Annotated in this window: 21 protein-coding genes and 1 pseudogene; 6 read left to right on the forward strand and 16 right to left on the reverse strand. The window is 53.1% G+C overall.

Annotation, left to right across the window (positions count from 1 at the left end):
* Nucleotides 1–248 precede the first annotated feature (248 nt).
* The 4 genes from nagD to nagB are packed head-to-tail and all read right to left on the reverse strand — an operon-like array spanning nucleotide 249 to nucleotide 4287.
* Nucleotides 249–1001, reverse strand: a complete 753-nt coding sequence (gene nagD / locus NBA72_RS07515) for a ribonucleotide monophosphatase NagD (protein WP_000153143.1) — start codon at nucleotides 999–1001, stop codon at nucleotides 249–251.
* Between the two features lie 46 nt (nucleotides 1002–1047).
* Nucleotides 1048–2268, reverse strand: a complete 1221-nt coding sequence (gene nagC, locus NBA72_RS07520; RefSeq protein ID WP_000187578.1) for a DNA-binding transcriptional regulator NagC — start codon at nucleotides 2266–2268, stop codon at nucleotides 1048–1050.
* A 4-nt stretch (nucleotides 2269–2272) separates the two neighbouring features.
* Nucleotides 2273–3427: an N-acetylglucosamine-6-phosphate deacetylase gene (gene nagA, locus NBA72_RS07525; protein ID WP_000271186.1), complete on the reverse strand. Its 1155-nt coding sequence runs from the start codon at nucleotides 3425–3427 to the stop codon at nucleotides 2273–2275.
* Nucleotides 3428–3486: 59 nt separating this feature from the next.
* Complete coding sequence (nagB, locus tag NBA72_RS07530) at nucleotides 3487–4287, reverse strand: glucosamine-6-phosphate deaminase (protein ID WP_001237059.1); 801 nt, start codon at nucleotides 4285–4287, stop codon at nucleotides 3487–3489.
* Nucleotides 4288–4613: 326 nt separating this feature from the next.
* Between nagB and nagE the strand changes: the two genes are divergently transcribed.
* The 4 genes from nagE (at nucleotide 4614) to chiQ (ending at nucleotide 10911) form a co-directional block, all read left to right on the forward strand.
* Nucleotides 4614–6566 (forward strand): PTS N-acetyl glucosamine transporter subunit IIABC, encoded by a 1953-nt coding sequence (gene nagE, locus NBA72_RS07535; protein WP_001023069.1) that lies wholly within the window; start codon nucleotides 4614–4616, stop codon nucleotides 6564–6566.
* 210 nt (nucleotides 6567–6776) lie between these two features.
* Entirely contained in the window at nucleotides 6777–8444 is a 1668-nt protein-coding gene (glnS, locus tag NBA72_RS07540; protein ID WP_001287181.1) for a glutamine--tRNA ligase, read from the forward strand.
* Nucleotides 8445–9122: 678 nt separating this feature from the next.
* Nucleotides 9123–10529, forward strand: coding sequence for a chitoporin ChiP (gene chiP / locus NBA72_RS07545; RefSeq protein WP_001258803.1), 1407 nt, complete (start codon nucleotides 9123–9125; stop codon nucleotides 10527–10529).
* Nucleotides 10530–10578: 49 nt separating this feature from the next.
* Nucleotides 10579–10911 carry a ChiQ/YbfN family lipoprotein gene (gene chiQ, locus NBA72_RS07550; RefSeq protein WP_000722260.1) on the forward strand — a complete coding sequence of 111 codons (333 nt, stop codon included), beginning with the start codon at nucleotides 10579–10581 and terminating at the stop codon, nucleotides 10909–10911.
* A gap of 48 nt (nucleotides 10912–10959) precedes the next feature.
* On the opposite strand, the gene tcuC is transcribed toward chiQ, so the two are convergent.
* From tcuC to ybfF, 9 genes and pseudogenes are all read right to left on the reverse strand, one after another.
* Nucleotides 10960–12264 (reverse strand): tricarballylate/proton symporter TcuC, encoded by a 1305-nt coding sequence (gene tcuC, locus NBA72_RS07555; RefSeq protein ID WP_000057014.1) that lies wholly within the window; start codon nucleotides 12262–12264, stop codon nucleotides 10960–10962.
* A gap of 51 nt (nucleotides 12265–12315) precedes the next feature.
* The gene (gene tcuB / locus NBA72_RS07560) at nucleotides 12316–13455 is read right to left on the reverse strand and encodes a tricarballylate utilization protein TcuB (protein WP_042948011.1); all 1140 of its coding nucleotides are present in this window, start codon (nucleotides 13453–13455) and stop codon (nucleotides 12316–12318) included.
* Nucleotides 13442–14845, reverse strand: a complete 1404-nt coding sequence (gene tcuA / locus NBA72_RS07565; RefSeq protein WP_000228705.1) for an FAD-dependent tricarballylate dehydrogenase TcuA — start codon at nucleotides 14843–14845, stop codon at nucleotides 13442–13444. The genes tcuB and tcuA overlap by 14 nt, the downstream gene beginning before the upstream one ends.
* Before the next feature lie 97 nt (nucleotides 14846–14942).
* Nucleotides 14943–15869, reverse strand: a complete 927-nt coding sequence (tcuR, locus tag NBA72_RS07570; protein ID WP_042948010.1) for a tricarballylate utilization LysR family transcriptional regulator TcuR — start codon at nucleotides 15867–15869, stop codon at nucleotides 14943–14945.
* 114 nt (nucleotides 15870–15983) lie between these two features.
* A complete protein-coding gene (gene fur, locus NBA72_RS07575; protein WP_000131699.1) occupies nucleotides 15984–16436 on the reverse strand; it encodes a ferric iron uptake transcriptional regulator in 453 nt (150 codons plus the stop codon).
* Nucleotides 16429–16514, reverse strand: a pseudogene (locus NBA72_RS07580) (fur leader peptide). Before NBA72_RS07580 ends, fur begins: the two are co-directional and overlap by 8 nt.
* Before the next feature lie 203 nt (nucleotides 16515–16717).
* Nucleotides 16718–17248, reverse strand: a complete 531-nt coding sequence (gene fldA, locus NBA72_RS07585; protein WP_001018621.1) for a flavodoxin FldA — start codon at nucleotides 17246–17248, stop codon at nucleotides 16718–16720.
* Between the two features lie 150 nt (nucleotides 17249–17398).
* Nucleotides 17399–17692, reverse strand: coding sequence for a LexA regulated protein (ybfE, locus tag NBA72_RS07590; protein WP_001040939.1), 294 nt, complete (start codon nucleotides 17690–17692; stop codon nucleotides 17399–17401).
* A gap of 133 nt (nucleotides 17693–17825) precedes the next feature.
* Nucleotides 17826–18596 (reverse strand): esterase, encoded by a 771-nt coding sequence (gene ybfF, locus NBA72_RS07595; protein ID WP_000773245.1) that lies wholly within the window; start codon nucleotides 18594–18596, stop codon nucleotides 17826–17828.
* 184 nt (nucleotides 18597–18780) lie between these two features.
* Between ybfF and seqA the strand changes: the two genes are divergently transcribed.
* On the forward strand, nucleotides 18781–19323 hold the full coding sequence (seqA, locus tag NBA72_RS07600; protein ID WP_000848395.1) for a replication initiation negative regulator SeqA: 543 nt from the start codon (nucleotides 18781–18783) through the stop codon (nucleotides 19321–19323).
* 24 nt (nucleotides 19324–19347) lie between these two features.
* On the forward strand, nucleotides 19348–20988 hold the full coding sequence (gene pgm, locus NBA72_RS07605; RefSeq protein WP_000974387.1) for a phosphoglucomutase (alpha-D-glucose-1,6-bisphosphate-dependent): 1641 nt from the start codon (nucleotides 19348–19350) through the stop codon (nucleotides 20986–20988).
* A 114-nt stretch (nucleotides 20989–21102) separates the two neighbouring features.
* Here the strand turns inward: pgm and NBA72_RS07610 are convergent, their stop codons facing one another.
* The 3 genes from NBA72_RS07610 to speF all read right to left on the reverse strand — a co-directional run bounded on the left by NBA72_RS07610 (nucleotide 21103) and on the right by speF (nucleotide 25167).
* Nucleotides 21103–21588: a pyridoxamine 5'-phosphate oxidase family protein gene (locus NBA72_RS07610; RefSeq protein ID WP_000070056.1), complete on the reverse strand. Its 486-nt coding sequence runs from the start codon at nucleotides 21586–21588 to the stop codon at nucleotides 21103–21105.
* 64 nt (nucleotides 21589–21652) lie between these two features.
* Nucleotides 21653–22972 (reverse strand): putrescine-ornithine antiporter, encoded by a 1320-nt coding sequence (gene potE / locus NBA72_RS07615; protein ID WP_000042658.1) that lies wholly within the window; start codon nucleotides 22970–22972, stop codon nucleotides 21653–21655.
* Nucleotides 22969–25167, reverse strand: coding sequence for an ornithine decarboxylase SpeF (speF, locus tag NBA72_RS07620; protein ID WP_001292402.1), 2199 nt, complete (start codon nucleotides 25165–25167; stop codon nucleotides 22969–22971). The genes potE and speF overlap by 4 nt, the downstream gene beginning before the upstream one ends.
* Nucleotides 25168–25269: the final 102 nt, after the last annotated feature.

Below are 25269 nucleotides of genomic sequence, written 5' to 3' on the forward strand. Positions count from 1 at the left end.
GCTTGACTAAAAAATGCCGCAAAGGCGTGGAAGGCGCAAGGGGATTACGGTCTGAAAAATGAAAAATGCAATCGTCATTGTTGATTAGTGAAAAATGATTACATATTGCGCGGATTTATTGATGGATCTTCAGTTTTATCGTGGATTAATTGAATTATGTTTTTCCTGATGGCGTTTCGCTTATCAGACCTACAATGTTGTTCGAACCGTAGGCCTGAAAGCTATGCGTCATCAGGCAGGGGACAGGTTTAGATAACGTCGATCTCAGCGACGGAAGGGTAAATCCAGCTTGGGCGGAATGGCATACTGTCAATATCATTGATTGTTGATACGCCAGAAAGCACCAGAATGGTCTCCAGACCGGCCTGGAACCCCGCCAGAATGTCGGTGCGCAGGTTGTCGCCGACGATAACGGTCTCTTCCGAGTGCGCCTGCATTTTGTTTAATGCCGCGCGGATGATCCACGGGCTGGGTTTGCCGACATAAAACGGCTTCCGGCCGGAAATTTTTTCAATGCCTGCGCACAGCGCGCCGCAGGCCGGATAAAAGCCGCGACCGTGGGTATCCGGGTTGGTGGCGATAAAGCGCGCGCCATTGGCGACGAAAAATGCCGCTTTATGCATCATGTCCCAGTTGTAGGAGCGGGTTTCTCCAACGATGACAAAATCAGGGTTCACATCGGTAATGGTAAAACCCGCTTTATAGAGCTCGTGAATGAGCGCGCCTTCGCCCACGACATACGCTTTCTTACCTTCCTGACGGCGCAGAAAATCGGCTGTCGCCATTGCTGACGTATAAAACACGCTGTCCGGCACGTTAACGCCAGCGGTAGCAAAACGGTTCGCCAGATCCTGGCCGGTTTGCGACGGGTAATTGGTCAGCAGCACCAGCGGCAGACCTTTTTCCAGAATCCCCGTCAGAAATTCCGCCGCACCGGGTACGGCTACGTTGTCGTGCATCAGCACGCCGTCGATATCGCAGATTACATTCTTGATGGTCATGAACTACCCAGGGAATTTGTGAATAATCCGATACTATAAGAGCGCATCAACTTTCCAGCAAACGTTGCAGCAATGTTCCGTTGAGCATGGCGCGTTTAACTAAGGCAAATGCGCCGATAGCAGAACGGTGATCCAGCGTGGAGCGTACCACCGGCAAATTTTTGCGAAATGCCTTTAACGCCTGCGTATTGATACAGCTTTCGATAGCGGGCAACAGGACTTTATCGGCTTCAATGATCTCGCCGGCAATGACGATTTTTTGCGGATTAAACAGGTTGATAGCAATGGCGATCGTTTTGCCCAAATGGCGACCAACATGCTCAATGACTTCCGAAGCCAGGCTGTCGCCCCGGTTTGCCGCCTTACAGATGGTTTTAATCGTGCAGTCGTCAAGCGGAACACGGCTTTGATACCCTTGTTTAAGCAAATTCAGCACCCGTTGTTCAATCGCCGCATTGGCGGCAATGGTTTCCAGACAGCCGAAATTACCGCAGTGGCAGCGCTCGCCCAACGGCTCCACCTGAATATGCCCAATTTCGCCGACGTTGCCGTTACGGCCAATGAAGATGCGTCCGTTGGAGATAATCCCGGCGCCTGTACCACGATGAACGCGCACCAGAATCGAGTCCTCGCAATCCTGACTGGCGCCGAAGTAGTGTTCCGCCAGCGCCAGGCTACGGATATCGTGTCCCACGAAACAGGTAACGTGAAACCGTTTTTCCAGCGCTTCGACCAGTCCCCAGTTTTCAACCTGAATGTGCGGCATGTAACGAATCACGCCGCTTTCCGGATCGACAAGCCCTGGCAGGATCACCGAGATAGCGATCAATTCACGAATTTTACGCTGACAGCTATCAATAAAGACGGCGATGGTGTTGAGCAGCGCATGTTCCAGCGTCTCCTGGGTGCGCTCCGGTAGTGGATAATGCTCCTCAGCGACCACTTTACTGCTCAGATCGTAGAGCGTTAAAGTGGTGTCATGACGGCCCAGGCGAACGCCAATGGCATGGAAGTTACGGGTTTCCGTGACGATAGAGATAGCGCGGCGGCCTCCGGTAGAGGCCTGCTGATCGACTTCTTTGATCAGCCCGCGTTCAATGAGTTGACGCGTAATTTTCGTTACGCTGGCGGGAGCAAGCTGGCTTTGCTCGGCAATTTGTATGCGCGAGATAGGACCATGCTGGTCAATCAGGCGGTAAACGGCCGCGCTGTTAAGCTGTTTTACGAGATCAACGTTACCTATCTGAGCTTGTCCGCCTGGTGTCATATTCTCACTTACTCAAGTCAACGACCTCGTCACCATTAACGATGGTCTTGATAATTTTAAAATCGTGGGTGAACGCGGTCAGGTTGGCGACTTTACCCGGCGCAATGCTACCGAGATGTTTATCAACGCCGATAGCGCGAGCCGGATAGAGCGTTGCCATGCGCAGCACTTCATCCAGCGCGATGCCGCAATGCGCGACCAGGTTGCGTACGCCTTCAATCATGGTTAAGGACGAACCGCTCAACGTACCGTTTTCATCCACACACAGTCCATTGCGGTAGTATATTGTTTTACCTGCGAAAATGAACTGCTCAATATTGGCCCCCGCCGGTGCGGTGGCGTCTGTCACCAGACAAAGTTTGTCGCCTTTAAGGCGTTTGGCATTGCGAATGTTGGCGTAGTCGACATGCAGACCATCGGCGATAACGCCGCAATAAATATCCGCTTCGTCCAGAACAGCGCCAGCAAGGCCCGGCTCACGCCCTGTAATGTACGGCATCGCGTTAAACAGGTGAGTCGCAAAGGTAATCCCGGCGCGGAAGCCCGCTTTTGCCTCTTTTAACGTCGCGTTGGAGTGGCCTGCGGAAACCACAATGCCCGCATTCGCCAGTTTAGCGATTACGTCAGCAGGCACCATTTCCGGCGCGAGTGTAACTTTGGTGATGACGTCGGCATTATCGCATAAGAAATCGACCAGCGCAGCGTCTGGTTTACGCACGAAATCAGGATTATGGGTGCCTTTTTTTACCAGATTAAGCCAGGGGCCTTCCAGGTGGAGACCCAGCGCCTGGTGCGGATGTTTTTCCAGGTATTCGCGCATGACGCGAATGCCCTGTTTCATCAATTCGTCGCTGGTAGTGATAAGCGTTGGCAGAAAGTTAGTACAGCCCGATTTTTCATTGGCTTTCTGCATAATTTCCAGCGTTTCAACGCTGACGGCTTCTGCGGTATCGTTAAACTGCACGCCGCCGCAGCCGTTTAGCTGCACATCAATAAAACCGGGGGAGAGAATGGCCCCATTCAATGAGCGTTGTTCTATTCCCGGCGGCAGTTCAGCCATCGGACAAACGCGGTCAATCAGGCCATTAGCGACAACAAGCGCATGGTCATCAAGAATTTCGTGACCGGTAAAGATCCGGCCCTGGGTTAAAGCATACATTCCGACCCCCGATATCAAAAATTTACCGCCCCGCATTGACTGGCGGGGCGGAGACAACATTACAGACCTTTAATATTCTCTGCTTCTAATTCATTGAAATATTTCAATGTTTTAACTTTAAGTTCCATTGTGGAAGGCTCATCGCATACCACAACCGCTTTCGGATGGAGTTGCAGGCAGCTAATGGTCCACATGTGGTTGACGTTGCCTTCAACCGCCGCCTGCAGCGCCTGGGCTTTCTGATGGCCCAGCACCAGAATCATCACTTCTTCCGCATCCAGCAGCGTGCCTACGCCTACCGTCAGCGCGTATTTCGGCACCTGGTTTACGTCGCCGTCAAAGAAGCGGGAGTTCGCTACGCGAGTATCATGGGTTAACGTTTTGATACGGGTACGGGAAGCCAGGGAAGACGCCGGTTCGTTAAAGGCGATGTGACCGTCGTTGCCGACGCCGCCCATAAACAGATGGATTTTACCGTAAGAACGAATTTTTTCTTCATATTGACGGCATTCTGCATCGATATCCGGTGCGTTACCGTTGAGAAGATTGATGTTTTCTGCTGGAATATCAACGTGATCGAAAAAGTTACGATGCATAAAGCTGTGGTAGCTTTCCGGGTGCTCTTTCGGCAGGCCAACATATTCGTCCATATTAAAGGTGACCACATGCTTAAAGCTGACCTCGCCCGCTTTGTGCATCTCAACCAGCGCTTTGTACGCCGTTAGCGGCGTGCCGCCGGTAGGCAGTCCAAGGACAAACGGACGATCGGCGGTCGGTTTGAACGCATTAATACGGTTAACGATATGGCGAGCGGCCCATTTGCCAACCTGTTCTGCGGTACTCAGGGGGATCAGTCTCATTCTTCACCTCAATAATCAATGTCAAAATTTGGCGGATCGTATTAAGCGTAACCTGGATATCCAGGGTTCGTGTTCAATCCGTCCTGATTTTTTGAATCATAAAATAAGTTTTCCGTGTTAGCCAGTGGATGGTGGGGGTGATTACGATATTTAGTGATTATAATCACAAAAAACACCCGTTTAATTTGCGAGGCGAATTAATTTTCCACACACTCTGCAGAAGATGATCTCACCGTTCGATTACAGAACATCACGTTTTTAACGTTTGCAGCACAATAAAAAACGGCTTCAAAGAAGCCATATCGGCGTCTCGTAGGGGGAATAAGATGAATATTTTAGGTTTTTTCCAGCGGCTGGGTAGGGCGTTGCAGCTCCCTATCGCCGTGTTGCCGGTGGCAGCGTTGTTGCTGCGATTCGGCCAACCAGATTTGCTGAATATGCCGTTTATCGCGCAAGCGGGCGGGTCTATTTTCGATAACCTGGCGCTGGTTTTCGCTATCGGCGTGGCCTCCAGTTGGTCTAAAGATAGCGCGGGCGCGGCAGCGCTGGCGGGAGCCGTGGGTTACTTCGTCATGACCAAAGCGATGGTGACGATTAACCCGGAAATCAACATGGGCGTGCTGGCGGGGATTATTACCGGTCTGGTCGGCGGCGCGGTTTATAATCGCTGGTCTGGTATCAAACTGCCTGATTTTCTCAGTTTCTTCGGTGGAAAACGTTTTGTACCGATCGCAACGGGCTTTTTCTGTCTGGTGCTGGCCGCTATTTTCGGTTACGTCTGGCCGCCGGTACAGCATGGCATCCATGCGGGCGGTGAATGGATCGTTTCCGCAGGCGCGCTGGGTTCCGGTATCTTTGGCTTCATCAACCGTCTGCTGATCCCCACCGGTCTGCATCAGGTACTGAACACCATCGCCTGGTTCCAGATTGGCGAATTCACCAATGCCGCAGGCACTGTATTCCACGGCGACATCAACCGCTTCTATGCTGGCGACGGCACGGCGGGGATGTTTATGTCCGGCTTCTTCCCGATCATGATGTTTGGTCTGCCGGGCGCCGCTCTGGCGATGTATTTCGCCGCGCCGAAAGAACGTCGTCCGATGGTGGGCGGTATGCTGCTGTCTGTCGCGATCACCGCGTTTCTGACCGGCGTAACCGAGCCGCTGGAATTCCTGTTTATGTTCCTGGCGCCGCTGCTGTACCTCCTGCACGCCATTTTGACCGGTATCAGCCTGTTCGTCGCGACGCTGCTGGGTATCCATGCGGGCTTCTCTTTCTCGGCAGGCGCGATCGACTATGTTCTGATGTATAACCTGCCTGCGGCCAGCAATAATGTCTGGATGTTGCTGGTGATGGGCGTTGTATTCTTTATCATCTACTTCCTGCTGTTCAGCGCGGTTATTCGTATGTTTAACCTGAAAACGCCGGGCCGCGAAGATAAAGTTGATGAGATGGTAACGGAAGAAGCCAACAGCAACACCGAAGAAGGGTTAACGCAACTGGCGACCAGCTATATTGCTGCGGTTGGCGGTACGGACAACCTGAAAGCGATCGATGCGTGTATTACCCGTCTGCGCCTGACCGTGAACGACTCTGCTCGCGTCAACGATGCGGCCTGCAAACGCCTCGGCGCTTCCGGCGTGGTGAAACTGAACAAACAGACCATTCAGGTTATTGTCGGCGCGAAAGCGGAATCGATTGGCGATGAAATGAAGAAAGTGGTGGCGCGGGGGCCGGTCGCGGCAGCGTCTGCTGATGCGGCTCACGTTGCGACACCTGCTCCGGCGGCCAAACCCCAGGCGGTGCCGAATGCGGTGACTATCGCTGAACTGGTCTCTCCGATTACCGGTGAGGTAGTGGCGCTGGATCAGGTACCGGATGAAGCTTTCGCCAGCAAAGCGGTCGGCGACGGCGTGGCGGTGAAACCCACCGATAAAACCGTGGTTTCTCCGGCGGCGGGTACTATCGTGAAAATCTTCAACACTAACCACGCGTTCTGTCTGGAAACCGAAAAAGGCGCGGAGATCGTTGTCCATATGGGTATCGATACCGTCGCGCTGAACGGTCAGGGCTTCAAGCGTCTGGTAGAAGAGGGTGCGGAAGTCACGGCGGGTCAGCCGGTTCTGGAGCTGGATCTGGACTTCCTGAATGCCAATGCGCGTTCCATGATAAGCCCGGTTGTTTGCAGCAACAGCGATGACTTCAGCGCTCTGGTCATCAAAGCGGATGGTCACGTGGTAGCGGGTCAAACGCCGCTGTACGAGATCAAGAGCAAATAATCGCTTCCTGGCCGGATAAGGCGTAAGACGCCATCCGGCGATATCACAGAAAACATAAGCGGCAGAGGGAAACCTTCGCCGCTTTTTTTTACCGCAATTAGCCCCAATATTTTCTGCAAAGCCACTTTTTAAGTAACTAAAGGTTGTCAGTCTGTCCGGCTTATAAGATCATATGCCGTTATACGTTGTTTACGCTTTGAGGAATCCACGATGAGTGAGGCTGAAGCCCGCCCGACTAACTTTATTCGTCAGATTATTGATGAAGATCTGGCGAGTGGTAAACATACCACTGTCCATACCCGTTTTCCGCCGGAGCCGAATGGCTATCTGCACATCGGCCACGCGAAATCTATCTGCCTGAACTTTGGCATCGCGCAAGATTATCAGGGCCAGTGCAACCTGCGTTTCGATGACACCAACCCGGTAAAAGAAGATATCGAGTACGTTGATTCGATCAAAAACGACGTCGAGTGGTTAGGCTTTCACTGGTCTGGCGATATTCGCTACTCCTCCGATTACTTTGACCAACTGCACGCCTATGCGGTCGAGCTAATCAATAAAGGCCTGGCCTATGTTGATGAGCTGACGCCGGAGCAGATCCGCGAATACCGCGGTACGCTGACCGCGCCGGGTAAAAACAGCCCGTTCCGCGATCGCAGCGTCGAAGAAAACCTCGCGCTATTTGAAAAAATGCGTACCGGCGGTTTTGAAGAGGGTAAAGCCTGTCTGCGCGCCAAAATCGACATGGCGTCGCCGTTTATCGTGATGCGCGATCCGGTGCTGTATCGCATTAAATTCGCCGAGCATCATCAGACCGGCAACAAGTGGTGCATCTACCCGATGTACGACTTTACTCACTGCATCAGCGATGCGCTGGAAGGTATTACTCATTCTCTGTGTACGCTGGAGTTCCAGGACAACCGTCGTCTGTACGACTGGGTACTGGACAACATCACCATTCCGGTTCACCCGCGCCAGTACGAATTCTCGCGGCTGAATCTGGAATACACCGTGATGTCCAAGCGTAAGCTGAATCTGCTGGTGACCGACAAACACGTCGAAGGTTGGGATGATCCGCGTATGCCGACTATTTCCGGTCTGCGCCGTCGCGGCTATACCGCAGCTTCTATTCGTGAGTTCTGCAAACGCATCGGCGTCACCAAGCAGGACAACACCATTGAGATGGCGTCGCTGGAATCCTGCATTCGCGAAGATCTGAACGAAAACGCGCCGCGCGCAATGGCGGTAATCGATCCGGTAAAACTGGTTATCGAAAACTACCCACAGGGTGAGAGCGAAATGGTTACCATGCCTAACCATCCGAATAAACCGGAGATGGGCAGCCGTGAAGTGCCGTTTAGCGGTGAGATCTGGATCGATCGCGCGGATTTCCGCGAAGAAGCGAACAAACAGTACAAGCGTCTGGTGATGGGCAAAGAAGTGCGTCTGCGTAATGCCTACGTCATTAAAGCGGAGCGCGTAGAGAAGGATGCCGAAGGGAATATCACCACCATCTTCTGTACCTATGATGCCGATACGCTGAGTAAAGATCCGGCTGACGGGCGTAAAGTGAAAGGCGTAATCCACTGGGTTAGCGCAGCACATGCGCTGCCGATTGAAATTCGTCTCTACGACCGTCTGTTCAGCGTGCCGAATCCGGGCGCCGCGGAGGACTTCCTGTCTGTTATCAACCCCGAATCATTAGTGATTAAGCAGGGGTATGGCGAGCCGTCGCTGAAAGCGGCGGTAGCAGGGAAAGCTTTCCAGTTTGAACGTGAAGGCTACTTCTGCCTCGACAGCCGCTATGCAACGGCCGATAAGCTGGTCTTTAACCGCACCGTGGGCCTGCGTGATACCTGGGCGAAAGCGGGCGAATAAGCACTGCGCCAACAGGCGAATGCTGTAAAAATACCTTGTCAACGCCGCGTTCTGCGGCGTTTTTTCTCTGCATTTCTAAGAGCCTATCCCATTAGGGCTATTTTACTTGCCATTTTGGACCTGGGCAGTGCTCGCCAAAACGCGTTAGCGTTTTGAACGCCGCTAGCGTTTTGAACGCCGCTAGCGGCGGCCCGAAGGGCGAGCGTAGCGAGTCAAACCTCACGTACTACGTGTACGCTCCGGTTTTTGCGCGCTGTCCGTGTCCAAACTGGCTGCGCCAATAACGCCTGGTGGGATAGGCTCTAAGTCGATTCTCTTTTTTGCGAGGCGAATTAATTATTTTCTAAAAATTATTGATCTGATAAATGATTATTAATCTAAATGTTATAAGCGTCAGGTCAACAGGAGACAATTATTTTCATACCTATGGAAAACAAGTCAATTTTCTTTCTGGCGGTCTGCTTCCCCCACCAGCAGTCGAATGTAACAGAAAGCAATTAAATATGTGCGGTTGCTCATATTATTACATACTGGTTACAGAAAGAGATTGATAATTCGCATCGCGAAAAATAGTCTATTTAACGTAGTAAATGAGATTTCTCAGCGCTACTTTTTATTTTTATTTTTTCGCTGTTCGCTTTTGTCGGCAGCAATTTATACGTCAAAGAGGATTAACTTATGCGTACGTTTAGTGGCAAACGTAGTACGCTGGCTCTGGCTATCGCCGGTATCACAGCAATGTCGGGGTGGATCGTTGTTCCGCAGGCGCAAGCCTCCGGCTTTTTCGACGACTCCACGTTAACGGGCGGCATCTATTATTGGCAGCGTGAACGCGATCGCAAAGATGTGACCGACGGCGACAAATATAAAACTAACCTTTCTCATGCGACCTGGAACGCTAACCTGGATTTTCAGTCTGGTTACGCTGCGGATATGTTCGGTCTGGATATCGCGGCGTTTACCGCGATTGAAATGGCAGAAAACGGCGACAGCGGTCATCCAAACGAAATTGCCTTCTCGAAAAAGAATAAAGGCTACGACGAAGACTATTCCGGCGATAAGAGCGGTATCAGTCTTTATAAAGCCGCCGCGAAATTTAAATATGGCCCGGTCTGGGCGCGCGCCGGTTATATTCAGCCTACCGGTCAGACGCTGTTAGCACCGCACTGGAGTTTTATGCCGGGTACCTATCAGGGTGCGGAAGCCGGCGCCAGTTTTGACTATGGCGATGCGGGCGCGTTAAGTTTTTCCTACATGTGGACTAACGAATATAAAGCGCCGTGGCATACCGAAATGGATAAGTTTTATCAGGCGGATAAAAAAACCAATGTGGACTACCTCCACTCCATCGGCGCGAAGTACGACTTCAAAAATGATCTGGTGCTGGAAGCGGCGTTTGGTCAGTCCGAAGGCTATGTCGATCAATATTTCGCAAAGGCCAGCTATAAATTTGATTTAGGCGGCAATCCGTTCACCACCAGTTACCAGTTCTACGGCGCGCGCGACAAAGTAGACGATCGCAGCGTGAATGATATTTACGACGGTACGGCCTGGCTGCAGGCGTTGACCTTCGGCTACAAAGTCGCGGAAGTGGTTGACCTGCGTCTGGAAGGCACCTGGGTGAAAGCGGACGGTCAGCAGGGCTATTTTCTGCAACGTATGACGCCAACCTACGCCTCTTCAAACGGTCGTCTGGATATCTGGTGGGATAACCGCTCCGACTTTAACGCTAACGGTGAAAAGGCGGTTTTCTTCGGCGCGATGTATGACCTGAAAAACTGGAATCTGCCGGGCTGGGCTGTGGGCGCGTCTTACGTTTACGCTTGGGATGCTAAACCGGCAACCTGGCAAAGTAACCCGGATGCTTACTACGACAAAAACCGCACTATCGAAGAGTCCTCATACAGTCTGGATGCGGTTTATACCCTGCAGGAGGGGCGTGCCAAAGGCACCATGTTCAAACTGCACTTCACCGAATATGACAACCACTCCAATATTCCAAGCTGGGGCGGTGGTTACGGCAACATCTTCCAGGATGAACGTGACGTGAAATTTATCGTTATTGCGCCATTCACTATTTTCTGATGTCAGATGCGGCAGGCTGCCGGTCTGCCGCGCTGTTGAGGAACGACCTATGAAAAAAATTTTACTCATCGCCAGCATGACCGCCGGTTTGACGGCCTGCGCGTCATCACCCGCGCCGGAAGAAGATAGTCGGCTGAAAGAGGCGTACAGCGCCTGTATCAATACCGCACAGGGCTCGCCTGAGAAGATAGAGGCCTGCCAAAGCGTGCTGAATGTCCTTAAAAAAGAGCGCAAACATCAGCAATTTGCTAACGAAGAAAGCGTGCGGGTGCTGGACTATCAGCAGTGCATTCAGGCGACGCGCACGGGTAACGATCAGGCGGTCAAGGCTGACTGCGATAAGGTCTGGCAGGAAATTCGCAGTCATAATAACGTGCAATAAAACCCTTCCTTGCCACCCACGGGCGAATGTTTTCCGCCCGTGGTTTTTTCAGGCTTTATTTTCTGCTGCGATATAGCCGCGACTCAGACGTACAAACAGCATCGCCGTCGCGGCAAGTCCACATAACGCTGCGCACATCAGCCACCAGCCGGGCGAGCTTTTATCGCCGGTTAACTTTACCAGCGCGGTAGAGATGGCCGGCGTCAGGCCGCCAAAAATTGCCGTCGCCAGGCTAAAGGCCAGCGAGAAACCAACGGTACGCACATAGACTGGCATCACTTCGGTTAACGCCGCGACCATTGCGCCGTTATACATGCCAAAAAAGAAAGAGAACCACAGCAGTACCAGCGTCATGCGGGTAAAGTCGGGCGCGGCGGTCAGCCACTGCATGACGGGCCAGGTGGTGATCAGCGCCAGCAACGTAATGCCCATTAACACGGCGCGACGGCCAATCCGGTCGGAAATCGCGCCGCCAATGGGTAACCAGATAAAATTGGACACCCCCACCAACATGGTGACGATCAAACTGTCCCGCGCGCTGAGATTAAGCACGGTTCTGCCATAGGTCGGCGTATAAACGGTGATAAAATAAAACGTTGTGGTGGTCATCGCCACCAGCAGCGTTCCGGCTGTAATAATGCGCCAGTTTTTGGCGATAGTTGCAAAAATTTCCCTGGTGTCGGGGCGATGCTTGCGTTGTAAAAACGCTTCTGTTTCTTGTAATGAACGACGTAAAACAAAAATCAGCGGAATGATCATACAGCCGATAAAGAACGGAATTCGCCAGCCCCACTCCGATATCGCGTCGTGTCCCAGCGTGATATTCAGGCTATAACCAATCAACGCGGCGACAACGATCGCGACCTGCTGACTGGCGGATTGCCAGCTGGTATAAAACCCTTTATTGCCTGGCGTTGCGATTTCGGACAGATAGACCGAGACGCCGCCTAACTCAACGCCCGCAGAAAATCCTTGTAATAACCGGCCCAACAGCACCAACGCAGGCGCTGCCAGGCCGATCGTTTGGTAGCCGGGGACGAGGGCGATGAGCAACGTACCGCAGCCCATAATCGCCAGCGTCACCATCAGCCCTTTACGACGTCCGATTCTGTCAATATAGGCGCCAAGCACAATCGCGCCGACGGGGCGCATTAAAAAACCGGAGCCAAAGACGGCAAAGGTCAACATTAATGAGGCAAATTCGCTTTCCGCCGGAAAAAACGTTCTGGCGATATAGGTGGCGTAAAATCCGAACAAGAAAAAATCAAACTGTTCAAGAAAATTGCCGCTTGTCACGCGCAGTATTGCGCCGAACGTGCCGGCGCGCGATGTTGCAGGTGTGTGTTGTGCCATAGGGTTTGCTCTCCACTGTCTTTATTGTTTTATGGGTAAGATGTTTGCGGGTCAGTTGCCTGTATCCCCCGCATGTTTTCCGCGTCGCTTCTCAACTGCCCATTTGAGTAAGGCCGCGCAGCGGAAAAATCCGTGGGCGAATTTTCCGTAGGGAAGGGTGAGAAAGAGCGCCATCACCACGCCTAAATGGAGCGCCAGCAGTATGCCCATTCCGCTGGTGTCTCTGCCTGCCAGCAGCGCCAGCCCGGTAAGACTGGTTAAGAACAGCAGCAGAATAAAGCCGCGATCCATGGGTTTCTGGCGCGCATCGCCATGTAACGGCGACCGCCGCAGATTGAGCCACAGTAGCCCGGCCGGGCCGATAAGCAGGCCGATACCGCCCAGCGTGCCGAGCATGACCGGCAGGCTAAAGAACGGGTAGGGCGCTTCCCAACCGGCGACGTAGTGATAGCCCGTCGCCACGACCGTGGCGGCAAAACAGAGCATAAAACCGTAGAAGGTAAAGTGATGAAAGCGACGGCGCAGCAGCGTGAACGCATCGTCCGCTTCGTTACAGCCTTTGCCGTGACCGCCGTCGAGATATTTCAGCGTTAACGCATTGTGCGACGCTTCGGCAATCTCCGACGAACGCGGTACGCCCGGCGAGATCTCACGCCAGAAGCGAATTACGCCCGCCATAAGCAAACCGATTGCCAGCACAAAAACTGAGCCAAACATCCATGCCAGCAGGCTATGCGGAAAAATTTGATAGAAGTCACCGGCCAGCGGCGGATGAATCAGCGACCCTTTCAGCGCCATCGCCAGTAATAAAAAGAGCGTCAGACCGACTATCAGCGCCAGCGCGACGGTGATCCCCGCCCGACGGTATAACGCGCCAAAAGCCGCGGGCTGGGCATACTGTTGATACGTCTCCAGGCGGGCTTGCGCCATCGCTTTCGGCACGTTAATGGCAAATTCATGGGGCGGCGCGTACTGGCACGCGTGCAGGCAGGCGCCGCAGTTATGACATAAATTCGCCAGATAATGAATATCGGCTTTACCGAATTCGAGCCGCTGGGTCATCGCCGGAAATACCGCGCAAAAACCTTCGCAGTAGCGACACGCGTTACACACTTGCATAACGCGTTCGACCTCGGCTTCCGGTTCGGTAAGCACGGTGGCCTCAATGATTAATTTTTCAAGCTGTTTCATGCTGCGCCTCCTTGTGCGCCGCGCGGGCGGCTTCTATTCCCGCAATGCGGCCAAAGGTTGTGCCGATAGACATGCCTACGCCTGCGGTATACCCCTTGCCCAGAACATTTCCTGCCATCATCTCGCCGGCAACAAACAGGTTGCGGCTTGGATGACCGGCAAAATGCACCGCGGCACGTTCATTGACTTTCAGACCCAGGTAGGTAAACGTGATGCCGGGTCGCAGCGCATAACCGTAGTAGGGCGGTGCATCAAGCGGGCGCGCCCAGTGGGTTTTCGCCGGCGTCAGGTTTTTAGTAGCGCAGTCATCAAGCAAGGTATGATCAAAATGACCGGGTTGGCAGGCCTGGTTATACTGCGTGACGGTATGGGTAAATTTTTCCGCGTCCAGCCCCAACTGGCAGGCCAGTTCAGCCAGCGTATTGGCCTGCGCGCCAGGAAAAACCGGCGGCATAAAGTGGCCGATGGCTTTGCTGTCAATAATCGAATAGCCAATCTGTCCTGGCTGTTGAGCCACCAGCCGCCCCCAAATGGCGTAACGCTTCGGCCAGAAATCTTCGCCTTCATCATAAAAACGTTCGGCGTCGCGATTCACGACAATACCCAGCGATACGCAATCCACGCGAGTACAAATACCGCCGTCGTATAGCGGCGCCCTGGCATCAATCGCTACGCAGTGCGACTGGGACGGATCGCCAATGATATCCGCGCCGGCATCCATCATAAATTTGAGTAATACGCCCTGGTTAAAACGCGTGCCGCGAATCAGAAAATTATCCGCGGGCCATTCGCCGCGGGCGTTTTCTCCCCAGGCCTCCCGCAGCCATTCACGGTTTGATTCGAAACCGCCAGCCGCTAATACGCAGGCTTTGGCGGTAATACGTTCGCTACCCGCCAGCGCTGCCACGAATTCGCCGTCATGAAGTTCAAGCGCGTGAACCGGCGTGTTATAGCGAATCTGTACGCCCAGCCGTTCGGCGCTACGGTAATAGGCATTGACGAGCGCTTTCCCGCCGCCCATAAAAAACGCATTGGTGCGCGCAACGTGGAGCGCACCAGATAATGGCGGTTGAAAGTTAACGCCATGTTTGCGCATCCAGTCGCGGCATTGCGAAGAGGTGCGAATGACCAGCCGCGCCAGCGCCTCGTTGGTGTTGCCGTCGGTGACTCGCCACAGATCCTGCCAGAATTCCTCTTCAGGATAGCTTTCTACCAGCACATCCTGCGGCGCATCATGCATACAGCGCAGGTTTCGTGTGTGCTGAGAATTTCCGCCGCGCCATTCCCGCGGGGCAGCCTCCAGCAGCAGAACCGATGCGCCCGCTTCCCGTGCGGTCAGGGCGGCGCATAATGCGGCATTGCCTCCGCCTATCACCAGTACATCAACCATCTTATACTCCCGTACCATTTAACTATTTGTTAAATTTGTAATTGAAATGTATACGGATAAATAAGCGGCGCGCTATCAGGTAGCGCTAAACAGGGGTTTAGTAAGCGTAAAGGGTTGCGCCTGGCCATTCACCGGCGTCGACTAACTGACGCATAATTTTGGTAAGGACTACTCTGGCGGCAAGGCCGGCGGGCGTCAGTTCATCATCCGACAGGCTGACTAAAAAATTGGGGCGGCTGAGTACCGGATTATGGACGCCGATCACGCGTAGCGCGTCGTTATCCAGATGAGAAATCGCCGCGCCGGGCTGCAACGTGGCGCCAAGACCGTCGCGCACGGCGCGCATCAACAACGCCAGGCCGTCAATTTCCGCCACGATTTCAACGTTAAGCGCATGTTCCTGGCAGACAGCGTCCAGCCTGCCGCGCAGCCCATGTCCCTGGCTTGGCATAATGAGCGGAATGCCTGCCAGTTGTTCAGGTGTGATCGGGTTATCAGGAAGCGCCGCCAGCAGGGCATGGGAGCCAATCAGAAAAAGCTGTTCTTCAAGGATCGGTCTGGCGCTCCAGCGCAGGATTTTATCTTTTTGAAAGACAACGGCTAAATCAATCTGGCGGGTATTGATCATTCTTTCCAGATTACCGGACAAGCTTTCCACCACATGCAGTCGGACATCGGCATAGTTTTCCTGCATGGCATGGATAAACGGTATACCCAGTATGGAGGCGGTACTGGGAGCCATTCCTACGCTCACATGACCGGAAAGGCGCGCTTCTCTGGCGGCGAGAATTGCGTCGTCGGCATGACGCAGGGCGAGTTGCGCCTGTGAATAAAAGGCCAGCCCGGCGTTGGTTGGCGTTACGCCGCGCGAAGTGCGCTGCAGCAGACGGATGGCAAGCTCGTTTTCCAGACGGGACATCTGTTGACTTAATGCTGAAACGCCAATATCAAGATCCTGTGCGGCGCTGCCCATACTGCCGGTTTCAATAATACGCACGAAATAGCGTAACTGGCGAAGCTCCATTCCTGCTCTCCTGAGATGCGATAGCGTTTTTTACATTAAATCAACATCAAGCGGCAGGAAAGGGGAGGATATAAAAAAGCCAACCGGGCGGTTGGCTCTTCGAAAGATTTACACTTATTTAGTCGCGTCATCGTGCGCGTGCTCGTCTTCACGGCAGTCGCCTTCAGCGCAGTGGCCGTAAAGATAGAGGCTGTGATTAGTTAAACGAATACCGTGTTTCGCCGCAATTTCACGCTGGCGCGCTTCAATAGAGTCATCACTAAATTCAATCACTTTTCCGCAGTCAAGGCAGATAAGATGGTCGTGATGATGCTGTTGCGTCAGTTCAAAAACGGATTTACCGCCTTCAAAATTATGGCGGGTCACGATACCGGCATCGTCAAACTGGTTCAGCACACGGTATACGGTTGCCAGACCGATTTCTTCACCCATGTCGATCAGGCGTTTGTATAAATCTTCCGCACTGACGTGATGGTTATCTGGTTCCTGAAGAACTTCCAGAATTTTTAAACGAGGAAGCGTTACTTTCAGGCCAGCCTTCTTTAATGCGGTATTGTTGTCAGTCATGCGGAATCTGTCCTGTTGCTAAACGATTCACTTCATTAGAGAAGTGACAGAAATTGCACTCAAGATAATGCGTATCATTATAGGACTGCCATGCCGAAATGAAAACCGCAAGTCTCTCGCAGATATTAATAAAACTGTGGTTTTGCCTGCAAATTCTGGCGCCACCTGATTACACCCGGACATTGTACAGGGATGGGTGCGAAAGTTACAAATTTGTAGCAATTATTTTGATTGGTCTTGTCTATTGATGCGGCGCAGATATAACGCTGCGCCGCATAAGATTAGGCGTTGAGGATGTCGTCGAGGTGCAATTCAGCCGAAACTTGCTTAACCCATTTTTCAACACGCTCGGCGGTCAGTTCAGGCTGACGGTCTTCGTCAATCGCCAGGCCGACAAAATGATCGTCGTCAGCCAGACCTTTAGAGGCTTCAAAATGATAACCTGCGGTTGGCCAGTGACCCACAATTGTGGCGCCGCGCGGCTCAATAATGTCGCGAATCGTGCCCAGCGCATCACAGAAGTATTCCGCGTAGTCTTCCTGATCGCCACAGCCAAACAGCGCCACCAGCTTACCGTTAAAGTCAATCTCTTCGAGAGTCGGGAAGAAGTCATCCCAGTCACATTGCGCTTCGCCATAGTACCAGGTTGGGATGCCCAGCAGCAGAATGTCGTACCCTTCCAGGTCTTCTTTACTGCTTTTTGCAATGTCATGCACATCGGCAACGTCTTTACCAAGCTGTTTTTGAATCATTTTTGCGATATTTTCGGTATTACCGGTGTCGCTGCCGAAAAAGATGCCAGTGATTGCCATGAGTAAAATAACCTCTTGAAACTTATTGAAATGGTGGTGGCGAATTGCCCACGGATAAGGGCAATCATAGCAGAACAGGCAGATATGCGGAAACAGCAATCACGCGGGACTGCACGCTCTGCTACACGAAATATGAAACAAAACTTATTTTCAGACTAAACCCTGGCCGCGCAGCGCCATAAGCTGCTTCATTAATATTTCTTCAATGAGCTCGCTGCGGCTAATGTTGCGCGCTTCGGCCAGCTCATTCAGCGCGTCAACCGCTTGTGCGTTGAGTTTTAATTCGACACGCTTGAGGCCACGAACTTTGTCGCGTTTTAACTGGTTGCGCTTGTTGATGCGTAACTGTTCATCGCGCGAAAGCGGATTCGTTTTAGGTCGTCCCGGGCGACGCTCGTGCGCGAACAGATCTAATGTCGTACGGTCCGTTTGTTCTTTGGCCATGATTTTGGTGACTTCGGGGGAAACAATCAGCCAGGCTTATGCCCGGATGGATAGCGCGCCATCATACATCAGCGAGGAAGCGACGCCAACGCCCGCGCGCGTAATCGCGCACAGGCGATGAGTTTTTAATCAGTTAGCGTTTATCGTGCAGATAACGGCGGATGGCGCGCAGAACCGCCTCTGGTTTTTCGGCATGTACCCAGTGGCCCGCGCCGGCGATCACATGCGCGCGCGCCAAAGGGAATTGCGCCAGCAGCGCGTCGCGGTACGCTTCGGTCACGTACGGCGAGTTACCGCCTGGAATAAACAGCGCCGGATGTTCCCAGGGCGGAATGGTTTCCCAGCCGACGATATGCGGATACTGCTCCCATAATACCGGAACATTAAAACGCCATTCGCCTTCAGCCCAGGATTTTAACAGAAACTGGATCACGCCTTCTTCGTTGAGGTGCTGGCGCATAATCCCTGCCGCCTGTTGGCGGGATGTCGCGTCGGATTCGCTGACGGCGTTAATGGCCGCGAAAATACGATCGTGGCGGCGAACGTGATAATCCACGGGTGCGATATCAATCGCGACCAGACGATCGATGCGATCGGGCGCCAGCGCCGTCAGCGCCATTACCGCTTTTCCGCCCATGGAATGACCAATAAACGTCGCTTTTTCAATCTGCTGCGCGTCAAGCGTATCCAGAAGATCCTGGGCCATTGCCGGATAATCCATGACCGGATCGCGCGGCGATAAACCATGATTGCGCATATCGACCTGAATAATGTCGTGATCGGTCACCAGATCGCGCGCCAGTACGCCGAGGTTGTCCAGGCTGCCAAACAGGCCATGAACGAGAACGATGGGGGAATTATTGTGCAGGTTTTGTGCAGATTGCGCTCGGATGTTTAATTTCATGGCAAAGTTCTTTTTTTCGCTCTGTCGGGTTAGGGTATTATGTTGACCATTCTGCCACTGGGCTGCAACCTCTAAGGTTTACTCCGAGTTTTTTTGTCAGCCGGGCTTAACGCTATCCGCTGTTGGGATTTGTTCCTATAATCCCAATGACTTGTATTCAGCAAAGACATCGCACTGGATTAAGATGAAAACGATTGAAGTTGATGATGAACTCTATAGCTATATTGCCAGCCACACCAAGCATATCGGCGAGAGCGCATCCGACATTTTACGGCGTATGTTGAAGTTTTCCGCCACGACACAGCCAACGGCTTCAGCGGTGAAGGGGACGCCTGCGGCGCAACCCGTTGCCGAAGCGAAACCGGTCAACCCGGTAAAAGACAAAGTTCGCGCGATGCGTGAGCTGCTGTTGTCTGACGAATATGCCGAGCAGAAAAAAGCGGTCAACCGCTTTATGCTGATTCTGACTACACTCTATTCACTGGATCACCACGCGTTTGCGGAGGCGACGGAGTCGTTGCATGGCCGCACGCGCGTCTATTTTGCGGCGGATGAACAAACGCTGCTGAAAAATGGGAATCAAACTAAACCTAAGCACGTTCCCGGCACGCCGTACTGGGTGATCACCAACACCAACACCGGCCGTAAATGCAGCATGATCGAACACATCATGCAGTCAATGCAATTCCCGGCGGAATTGATTGAAAAGGTTTGCGGAACAATTTAATCCTTGCATTAGAAGGACCAGGCAATGGCAATCCACAACCGCGCAGGACAACCCGCGCAACAGAGTGATTTGATTAACGTCGCCCAACTGACGGCGCAGTATTATGTACTGAAACCGGAGGCAGGGAATGCAGAACATGCCGTGAAATTTGGCACTTCCGGCCATCGCGGCAGCGCAGGTCGTCACAGTTTCAACGAACCGCATATTCTGGCGATCGCCCAGGCGATTGCTGAAGAGCGGGCGAAAAATGGCATTACCGGCCCCTGCTATGTGGGGAAAGACACCCATGCGCTCTCGGAACCGGCCTTCATTTCCGTGCTGGAAGTGCTGGCGGCAAACGGCGTAGACGTTATCGTGCAGGAAAATAATGGCTTCACGCCAACGCCTGCCGTGTCAAATGCTATCCTGGTCCATAACAAAAAAGGCGGCCCGCTGGCTGATGGTATTGTCATTACGCCGTCGCACAACCCGCCGGAAGATGGCGGTATTAAATATAATCCGCCCAATGGCGGCCCGGCGGATACCAACGTCACTAAAGTGGTAGAAGATCGCGCCAATGCGCTGCTGGCGGGCGGCCTGCAAGGCGTTAAGCGCATCTCTCTGGATGCGGCAATGGCCTCGGGCCACGTTAAAGCGGTAGATCTGGTGCAGCCATTTGTCGAAGGGCTGGCGGATATCGTTGATATGGCGGCGATTCAGAAAGCCGGTCTGACGCTGGGCGTTGATCCGCTGGGCGGCTCCGGTATTGAATACTGGAAACGTATCGCTGAGCATTACAAACTTAACCTGACGTTAGTTAACGATCAGGTTGATCAAACCTTCCGCTTTATGCACCTTGATAAAGATGGCGCGATCCGTATGGATTGCTCCTCCGAATGTGCGATGGCGGGTTTGCTGGCGCTGCGTGACAAGTTTGACCTGGCCTTCGCCAACGACCCGGACTACGACCGTCATGGCATCGTGACGCCTGCAGGGCTGATGAACCCGAACCATTATCTGGCGGTCGCCATTAACTATCTGTTCCAGCATCGTCCGCTGTGGGGTAAAGACGTGGCTGTCGGTAAAACGCTGGTCTCTTCCGCGATGATTGACCGCGTGGTGAATGATTTGGGACGCAAGCTGGTGGAAGTGCCGGTAGGCTTCAAATGGTTTGTTGACGGTTTGTTCGACGGCAGCTTTGGTTTCGGCGGGGAAGAGAGCGCGGGCGCTTCGTTCCTGCGTTTCGACGGTACGCCGTGGTCTACCGATAAAGACGGTATCATCATGTGCTTGCTGGCGGCGGAAATCACCGCCGTTACCGGGAAAAACCCGCAAGAGCATTACAATGAACTGGCAGCGCGTTTTGGCGCGCCGAGCTATAACCGTCTGCAGGCGAGCGCGACCTCCGCGCAGAAAGCGGCATTGTCTAAACTGTCTCCGGAAATGGTCAGCGCCAGCACGCTGGCAGGCGACCCGATCACCGCGCGTCTTACCGCAGCGCCGGGTAATGGCGCATCGATTGGCGGCCTGAAGGTAATGACCGATAACGGCTGGTTCGCCGCGCGTCCATCCGGTACGGAAGACGCTTACAAGATCTATTGCGAAAGCTTCCTGGGGGAAGAACATCGCAAGCAGATTGAGAAAGAAGCCGTTGAAATCGTTAGCGAAGTATTGAAAAACGCCTGATGGGCGATATGGAAGAAAAAGGAGCCTTACGGCTCCTTTTTTGTATTAACGGCGCTGCGCTTATCAGGCCTGTAAATCGCCTCCAGGCCGGATAAGGCGCTTGTGATATCTGACTTATTCGCTCTGAGTCGCCAGATGCCGGCGGCAGGTAAGGGCGTCGCATTCGATACGCACCACGCAAACCGCTTTCATCATATCTTCCCGATAACTGAAGGTTTTTCCCGGATCGGTCTGGCGCATAATGACGTCCAGGCCGTAGCGCATCTCCTCGCGTGTTTGCAATATCGATGCCAGCCCGGTGGCGAAAACGCTGGTGTAGGCGTAGCTATAATCACAGGGGTCATCGGCACGTAGTAATGCATGGTCGCCGTCCATTTCAATGCATACTGCCGGGTTCTTACGTAACAGACGCATCTTTTTCCCGGTGCGTGCGCCGTGAAAATAAAATATCCAGCGTCCGTTCTGATACTCGTAGCCAAAATTTACGGGGACAACATACGGACAGAGATTGTCGTTAAACCCTATCCGACACACTTCGTGTTTACTGAGAATAGCCAGTATTTCTGCTATATCAGTGACTTCCCGTTCTGGATTACTCATTTCTATTATCTTATTCAAAGAGTGAAAATGCCCGGACTACCGTTACCGCAGCCCGGGCGCGCCATCAGCCGTGTTTATTTTTCAATTCAAAACGCGGTGAGACCAGGCCGTATAACGTCCAGCCGAGGAAGGTCACAATTGAGCCGTACAGCATGGCTTCTTCACCGGAGGAATATAGCGCGTAGAAGCTATACATGGCGCCAACGAAGGCCACGAAGTTAGCGACTTTCGCTTTTGATGACGGCACATTCGCCATTTTCTGAATGATAACCAGCGCGGCCATCGACAGAATATACGGAATAATGTTCGTCACCACCGCCAGGTTAACCAGGACGTTAAACTGACTATTCAGCGACGGGCTAATGGTCATCAGCGACAGGCCAGTCTGAATAATCACAATAATCAACATCCCCTGAACCGGCGCGTCGACTTTCGTTACACGAGAGAAGACTTTCGGGAAATAGCCTTCGTCAGCGGAGGATTTAAAGACCTGGGCGATAGTGAACTGCCAGCCCAGCAGCGAGCCGCAGCAGGACATTACCATCAGCGCCATGATCACTTTACCTACCGCAGGCGTGAACATCTGTGCAAACGCCAGACCAAACGGCGCCGTGGAGTTCGCCAGATCCATGTTCGGCACAATCCCGGCAATCACGTTAGTCGAAACGATATAGATGACCGCCGCGCCCAGCGTACCGCCCAGTACCGCGATGGGGACGTTCTTTTCCGGATTCTCGACCACGTCTGCGTTGGCGCAGGCGGATTCCAGTCCAAGAAATGCCCACAACGTCATGGCGATGGAAGAACCGACCGCGCTAAAGAACGGAACATGGTGCGGGTTCCATGACGCTACGTACATGCTGGGGCTAAACCAGAACCAGCCAATGATGCACAGGCCGACAACCGGAATGATGACGCCCCAAACGGTAACGCTACTGATCTGTCCGGTAATACGCGCGCCGCCAAAATTTGCGATGGTACAAACCCACAATACGGCGATAGTCGCCAGACCGATCTGGAGCGGCGTCAGCGCGGCGCCGAACAGCTCGGTGCCATAGCCGACAGCGGAGATGGCGATAGCCACGTTGGCGATCAGCAGCGAGACGCCGTAGGTATAGTTCGCCATAAAGTTGCCGGATTTACCGAAGGCATATTCGGCGTAACCGCCCATACCGCCGGATTTACGGCTAAACATACCGCATTTCGCAAACGCCCAGGCCAGCGCCATCGAGCCGACGGCGGTGACCAGCCAGGAGATAATGGATATCGTGCCGACTTCAGACAGTTTGGTCGGTAGCATGATGATCCCGGAGCCCATCATGTTGACCATAGTCAGAATTGTGAGCTGCACGACACCCATTTTATTGGATTTAGGTTTACTCATAATTTTTCCTCCTTCAGCAGGGAGCGCTGCGCGTCACGAGGTTTAATGACGTAGCACCAGACCTGCTTACGGCCGTCGTGTTCTTCGATATAAACGCCCTGCAGTTCAGGCGCAAAGCCCGGCAGCAGGTTGATCCCTTCTTCCAGGGCGCTGAAGTAACGCAGGACAGAACCGCCCCAGATTTCACCCGGAACTACACACAGCACTCCCGGCGGGTAAGGCAGAGCGCCTTCAGCCGCGATACGACCTTCCGCTTCCGGCAGGCGAACCAGTTCGACCTCGCCGCGCAGATAGGCATAGTTGGCCTCTTGCGGATTCATACTGACTTTCGGGAAATGCGATTTACGGAACATCTCTTTTTGCAGCTGTTTCACGTTGTGCCGCGCATAGAGATCGTGCATCTCCTGGCAAAGCTGACGCAGGGTGTAGCCGGCATAACGCGCTTCATGCTGTTTGTAGATGGACGGTAATACTTCCGCTAACGGCGCATCAGCTTCCAGCAGTTTTTCGAAACGAGCCAGCAGGGCGACAAGCTGTTGTAACTTCGCCATGTCTTCTGCCGGCGTCAGCAGGAACAGAATGGAGTTGAGGTCGCATTTTTCCGGCACAACGCCGTTCTCGCGCAGGAAGTTGGCGAGGATCGTGGCAGGAACGCCAAAGTCTTCATACTCGCCGCTCGCTGCATTAATGCCCGGTGTGGTGAGCAGCAGTTTGCAAGGGTCGACAAAGTACTGATGTTCGGCATAGCCTTCAAACGCATGCCAGTGTTCTCCCGGAACGAAGTGGAAGAAGCGCAGATCGCTGGCGATCTCTGACGTCGGGTATGACTGCCACGGCTTACCATCAATCAGTTCCGGTACGAACGGACGGATGTGATGACAGTTTTCGAGGATCAATTTACGGGCATCGATGCCGTTAACCACGCAATCCATCCACATATTGCGACCGCTGACGCCTTCGTGCATTTTGGCGTTAACGTCCAGCGCGGCGAACAGCGGATAGAACGGGCTGGTGGAGGCGTGCATCATAAAGGCGTTGTTCATGCGCTTATGCGGAACGTAGCGCGATTGCCCTTTGATATGGCTATCTTTTTTATGGATCTGCGAGGTCTGGGAGAAACCGGCTTGTTGTTTATGAACGGACTGCGTCACCAGAATACCCGGATCGTTTTCGTTCAGTTCCAGCAGCAGCGGCGAACAATCGGCCATCATCGGAATAAATTGTTCATAGCCGACCCAGGCGGAGTCAAACAGGATGTAGTCGCACAGGTGACCAATTTTATCGACGACCTGACGGGCGTTATAAATGGTACCGTCGTAGGTGCCTAACTGGATGACGGCCAGACGGAATGGACGTGCTTCGCGGGCACGCTGCGGCGCGACTTCGCTAATCAGCTCGCGCAGGTAATCTTCTTCGAAGCAGTGAGCGTCGATCCCGCCGATAAAACCATACGGGTTACGCGCGGTTTCCAGATAAACTGGCGTTGCGCCCGCCTGCAATAATGCGCCGTGGTGGTTAGATTTGTGGTTGTTACGGTCAAACAGTACCAGATCGCCCGGCGTTAACAGCGCGTTGAGTACGACTTTGTTAGAGGAGGAGGTCCCGTTCAGCACAAAGTAGGTCTTATCGGCGTTAAAGACTTTCGCCGCATGTTGCTGCGCAATGCAAGGCGCGCCTTCGTGAATCAGCAGATCGCCCATCGCCACGTCCGCGTTGCATAGGTCGGAGCGGAAGAGCGTTTCGCCAAAGTATTCCACGAACTGATTACCGGCAGGATGACGGCGGAAGAATTCGCCGCCCTGATGCCCCGGGCAGTCAAATGCGCTGTTGCCCTGGTTGACATAATCCACCAGCGCGCGGAAAAACGGCGGACGTAACTGCGTTTCGTAGTGGCTTGCCGCGGTTTCCAACTGGCGACCATAGAAGGCAGTACGGGATTCATTATATTCGAATACACCAGAGATACGCGGCAAATACTCAGGCGGTACGCGCCCTTCGTCATGAGTCGCGACAAACACGGGAATACCGTAACCCGTTGCGTCGATTTCATCGAGTTTTCCGTGTTCAATGTCGTCGATGGATAACACGATGGCAGCCACGTCGATGAAACGACTCTCATCAACATTTACAATATTACGGTGTGTAGAAAAACAATCCGGGCAATGACGGCTAACGGCAATTTTTAATTCTGACATTTTTCATCTCTTTATTTCAGGTAATAGCAGGCCCTCAATTTCTCGCATGAGAAACTGATTCTTCCGGAAAAAATCAAAGCTATCCCGCTGATAAAAAAATCA

This window comes from Salmonella sp. NW1250, from assembly GCF_051812965.1.
GTDB classification, from domain to species: Bacteria; Pseudomonadota; Gammaproteobacteria; order Enterobacterales; family Enterobacteriaceae; genus Salmonella; species Salmonella enterica.

Bases quoted from the DNA above. Each gene is read 5' to 3' on its own strand.
- nagD (WP_000153143.1), bottom strand. From the start codon at position 1,001: ATGACCATCAAGAATGTAATCTGCGATATCGACGGCGTGCTGATGCAC.
- nagC (WP_000187578.1), bottom strand. From the start codon at position 2,268: ATGACACCAGGCGGACAAGCTCAGATAGGTAACGTTGATCTCGTAAAA.
- nagA (WP_000271186.1), bottom strand. From the start codon at position 3,427: ATGTATGCTTTAACCCAGGGCCGGATCTTTACCGGTCACGAAATTCTT.
- nagB (WP_001237059.1), bottom strand. From the start codon at position 4,287: ATGAGACTGATCCCCCTGAGTACCGCAGAACAGGTTGGCAAATGGGCC.
- nagE (WP_001023069.1), top strand. From the start codon at position 4,614: ATGAATATTTTAGGTTTTTTCCAGCGGCTGGGTAGGGCGTTGCAGCTC.
- glnS (WP_001287181.1), top strand. From the start codon at position 6,777: ATGAGTGAGGCTGAAGCCCGCCCGACTAACTTTATTCGTCAGATTATT.
- chiP (WP_001258803.1), top strand. From the start codon at position 9,123: ATGCGTACGTTTAGTGGCAAACGTAGTACGCTGGCTCTGGCTATCGCC.
- chiQ (WP_000722260.1), top strand. From the start codon at position 10,579: ATGAAAAAAATTTTACTCATCGCCAGCATGACCGCCGGTTTGACGGCC.
- tcuC (WP_000057014.1), bottom strand. From the start codon at position 12,264: ATGGCACAACACACACCTGCAACATCGCGCGCCGGCACGTTCGGCGCA.
- tcuB (WP_042948011.1), bottom strand. From the start codon at position 13,455: ATGAAACAGCTTGAAAAATTAATCATTGAGGCCACCGTGCTTACCGAA.
- tcuA (WP_000228705.1), bottom strand. From the start codon at position 14,845: ATGGTTGATGTACTGGTGATAGGCGGAGGCAATGCCGCATTATGCGCC.
- tcuR (WP_042948010.1), bottom strand. From the start codon at position 15,869: ATGGAGCTTCGCCAGTTACGCTATTTCGTGCGTATTATTGAAACCGGC.
- fur (WP_000131699.1), bottom strand. From the start codon at position 16,436: ATGACTGACAACAATACCGCATTAAAGAAGGCTGGCCTGAAAGTAACG.
- fldA (WP_001018621.1), bottom strand. From the start codon at position 17,248: ATGGCAATCACTGGCATCTTTTTCGGCAGCGACACCGGTAATACCGAA.
- ybfE (WP_001040939.1), bottom strand. From the start codon at position 17,692: ATGGCCAAAGAACAAACGGACCGTACGACATTAGATCTGTTCGCGCAC.
- ybfF (WP_000773245.1), bottom strand. From the start codon at position 18,596: ATGAAATTAAACATCCGAGCGCAATCTGCACAAAACCTGCACAATAAT.
- seqA (WP_000848395.1), top strand. From the start codon at position 18,781: ATGAAAACGATTGAAGTTGATGATGAACTCTATAGCTATATTGCCAGC.
- pgm (WP_000974387.1), top strand. From the start codon at position 19,348: ATGGCAATCCACAACCGCGCAGGACAACCCGCGCAACAGAGTGATTTG.
- NBA72_RS07610 (WP_000070056.1), bottom strand. From the start codon at position 21,588: ATGAGTAATCCAGAACGGGAAGTCACTGATATAGCAGAAATACTGGCT.
- potE (WP_000042658.1), bottom strand. From the start codon at position 22,972: ATGAGTAAACCTAAATCCAATAAAATGGGTGTCGTGCAGCTCACAATT.
- speF (WP_001292402.1), bottom strand. From the start codon at position 25,167: ATGTCAGAATTAAAAATTGCCGTTAGCCGTCATTGCCCGGATTGTTTT.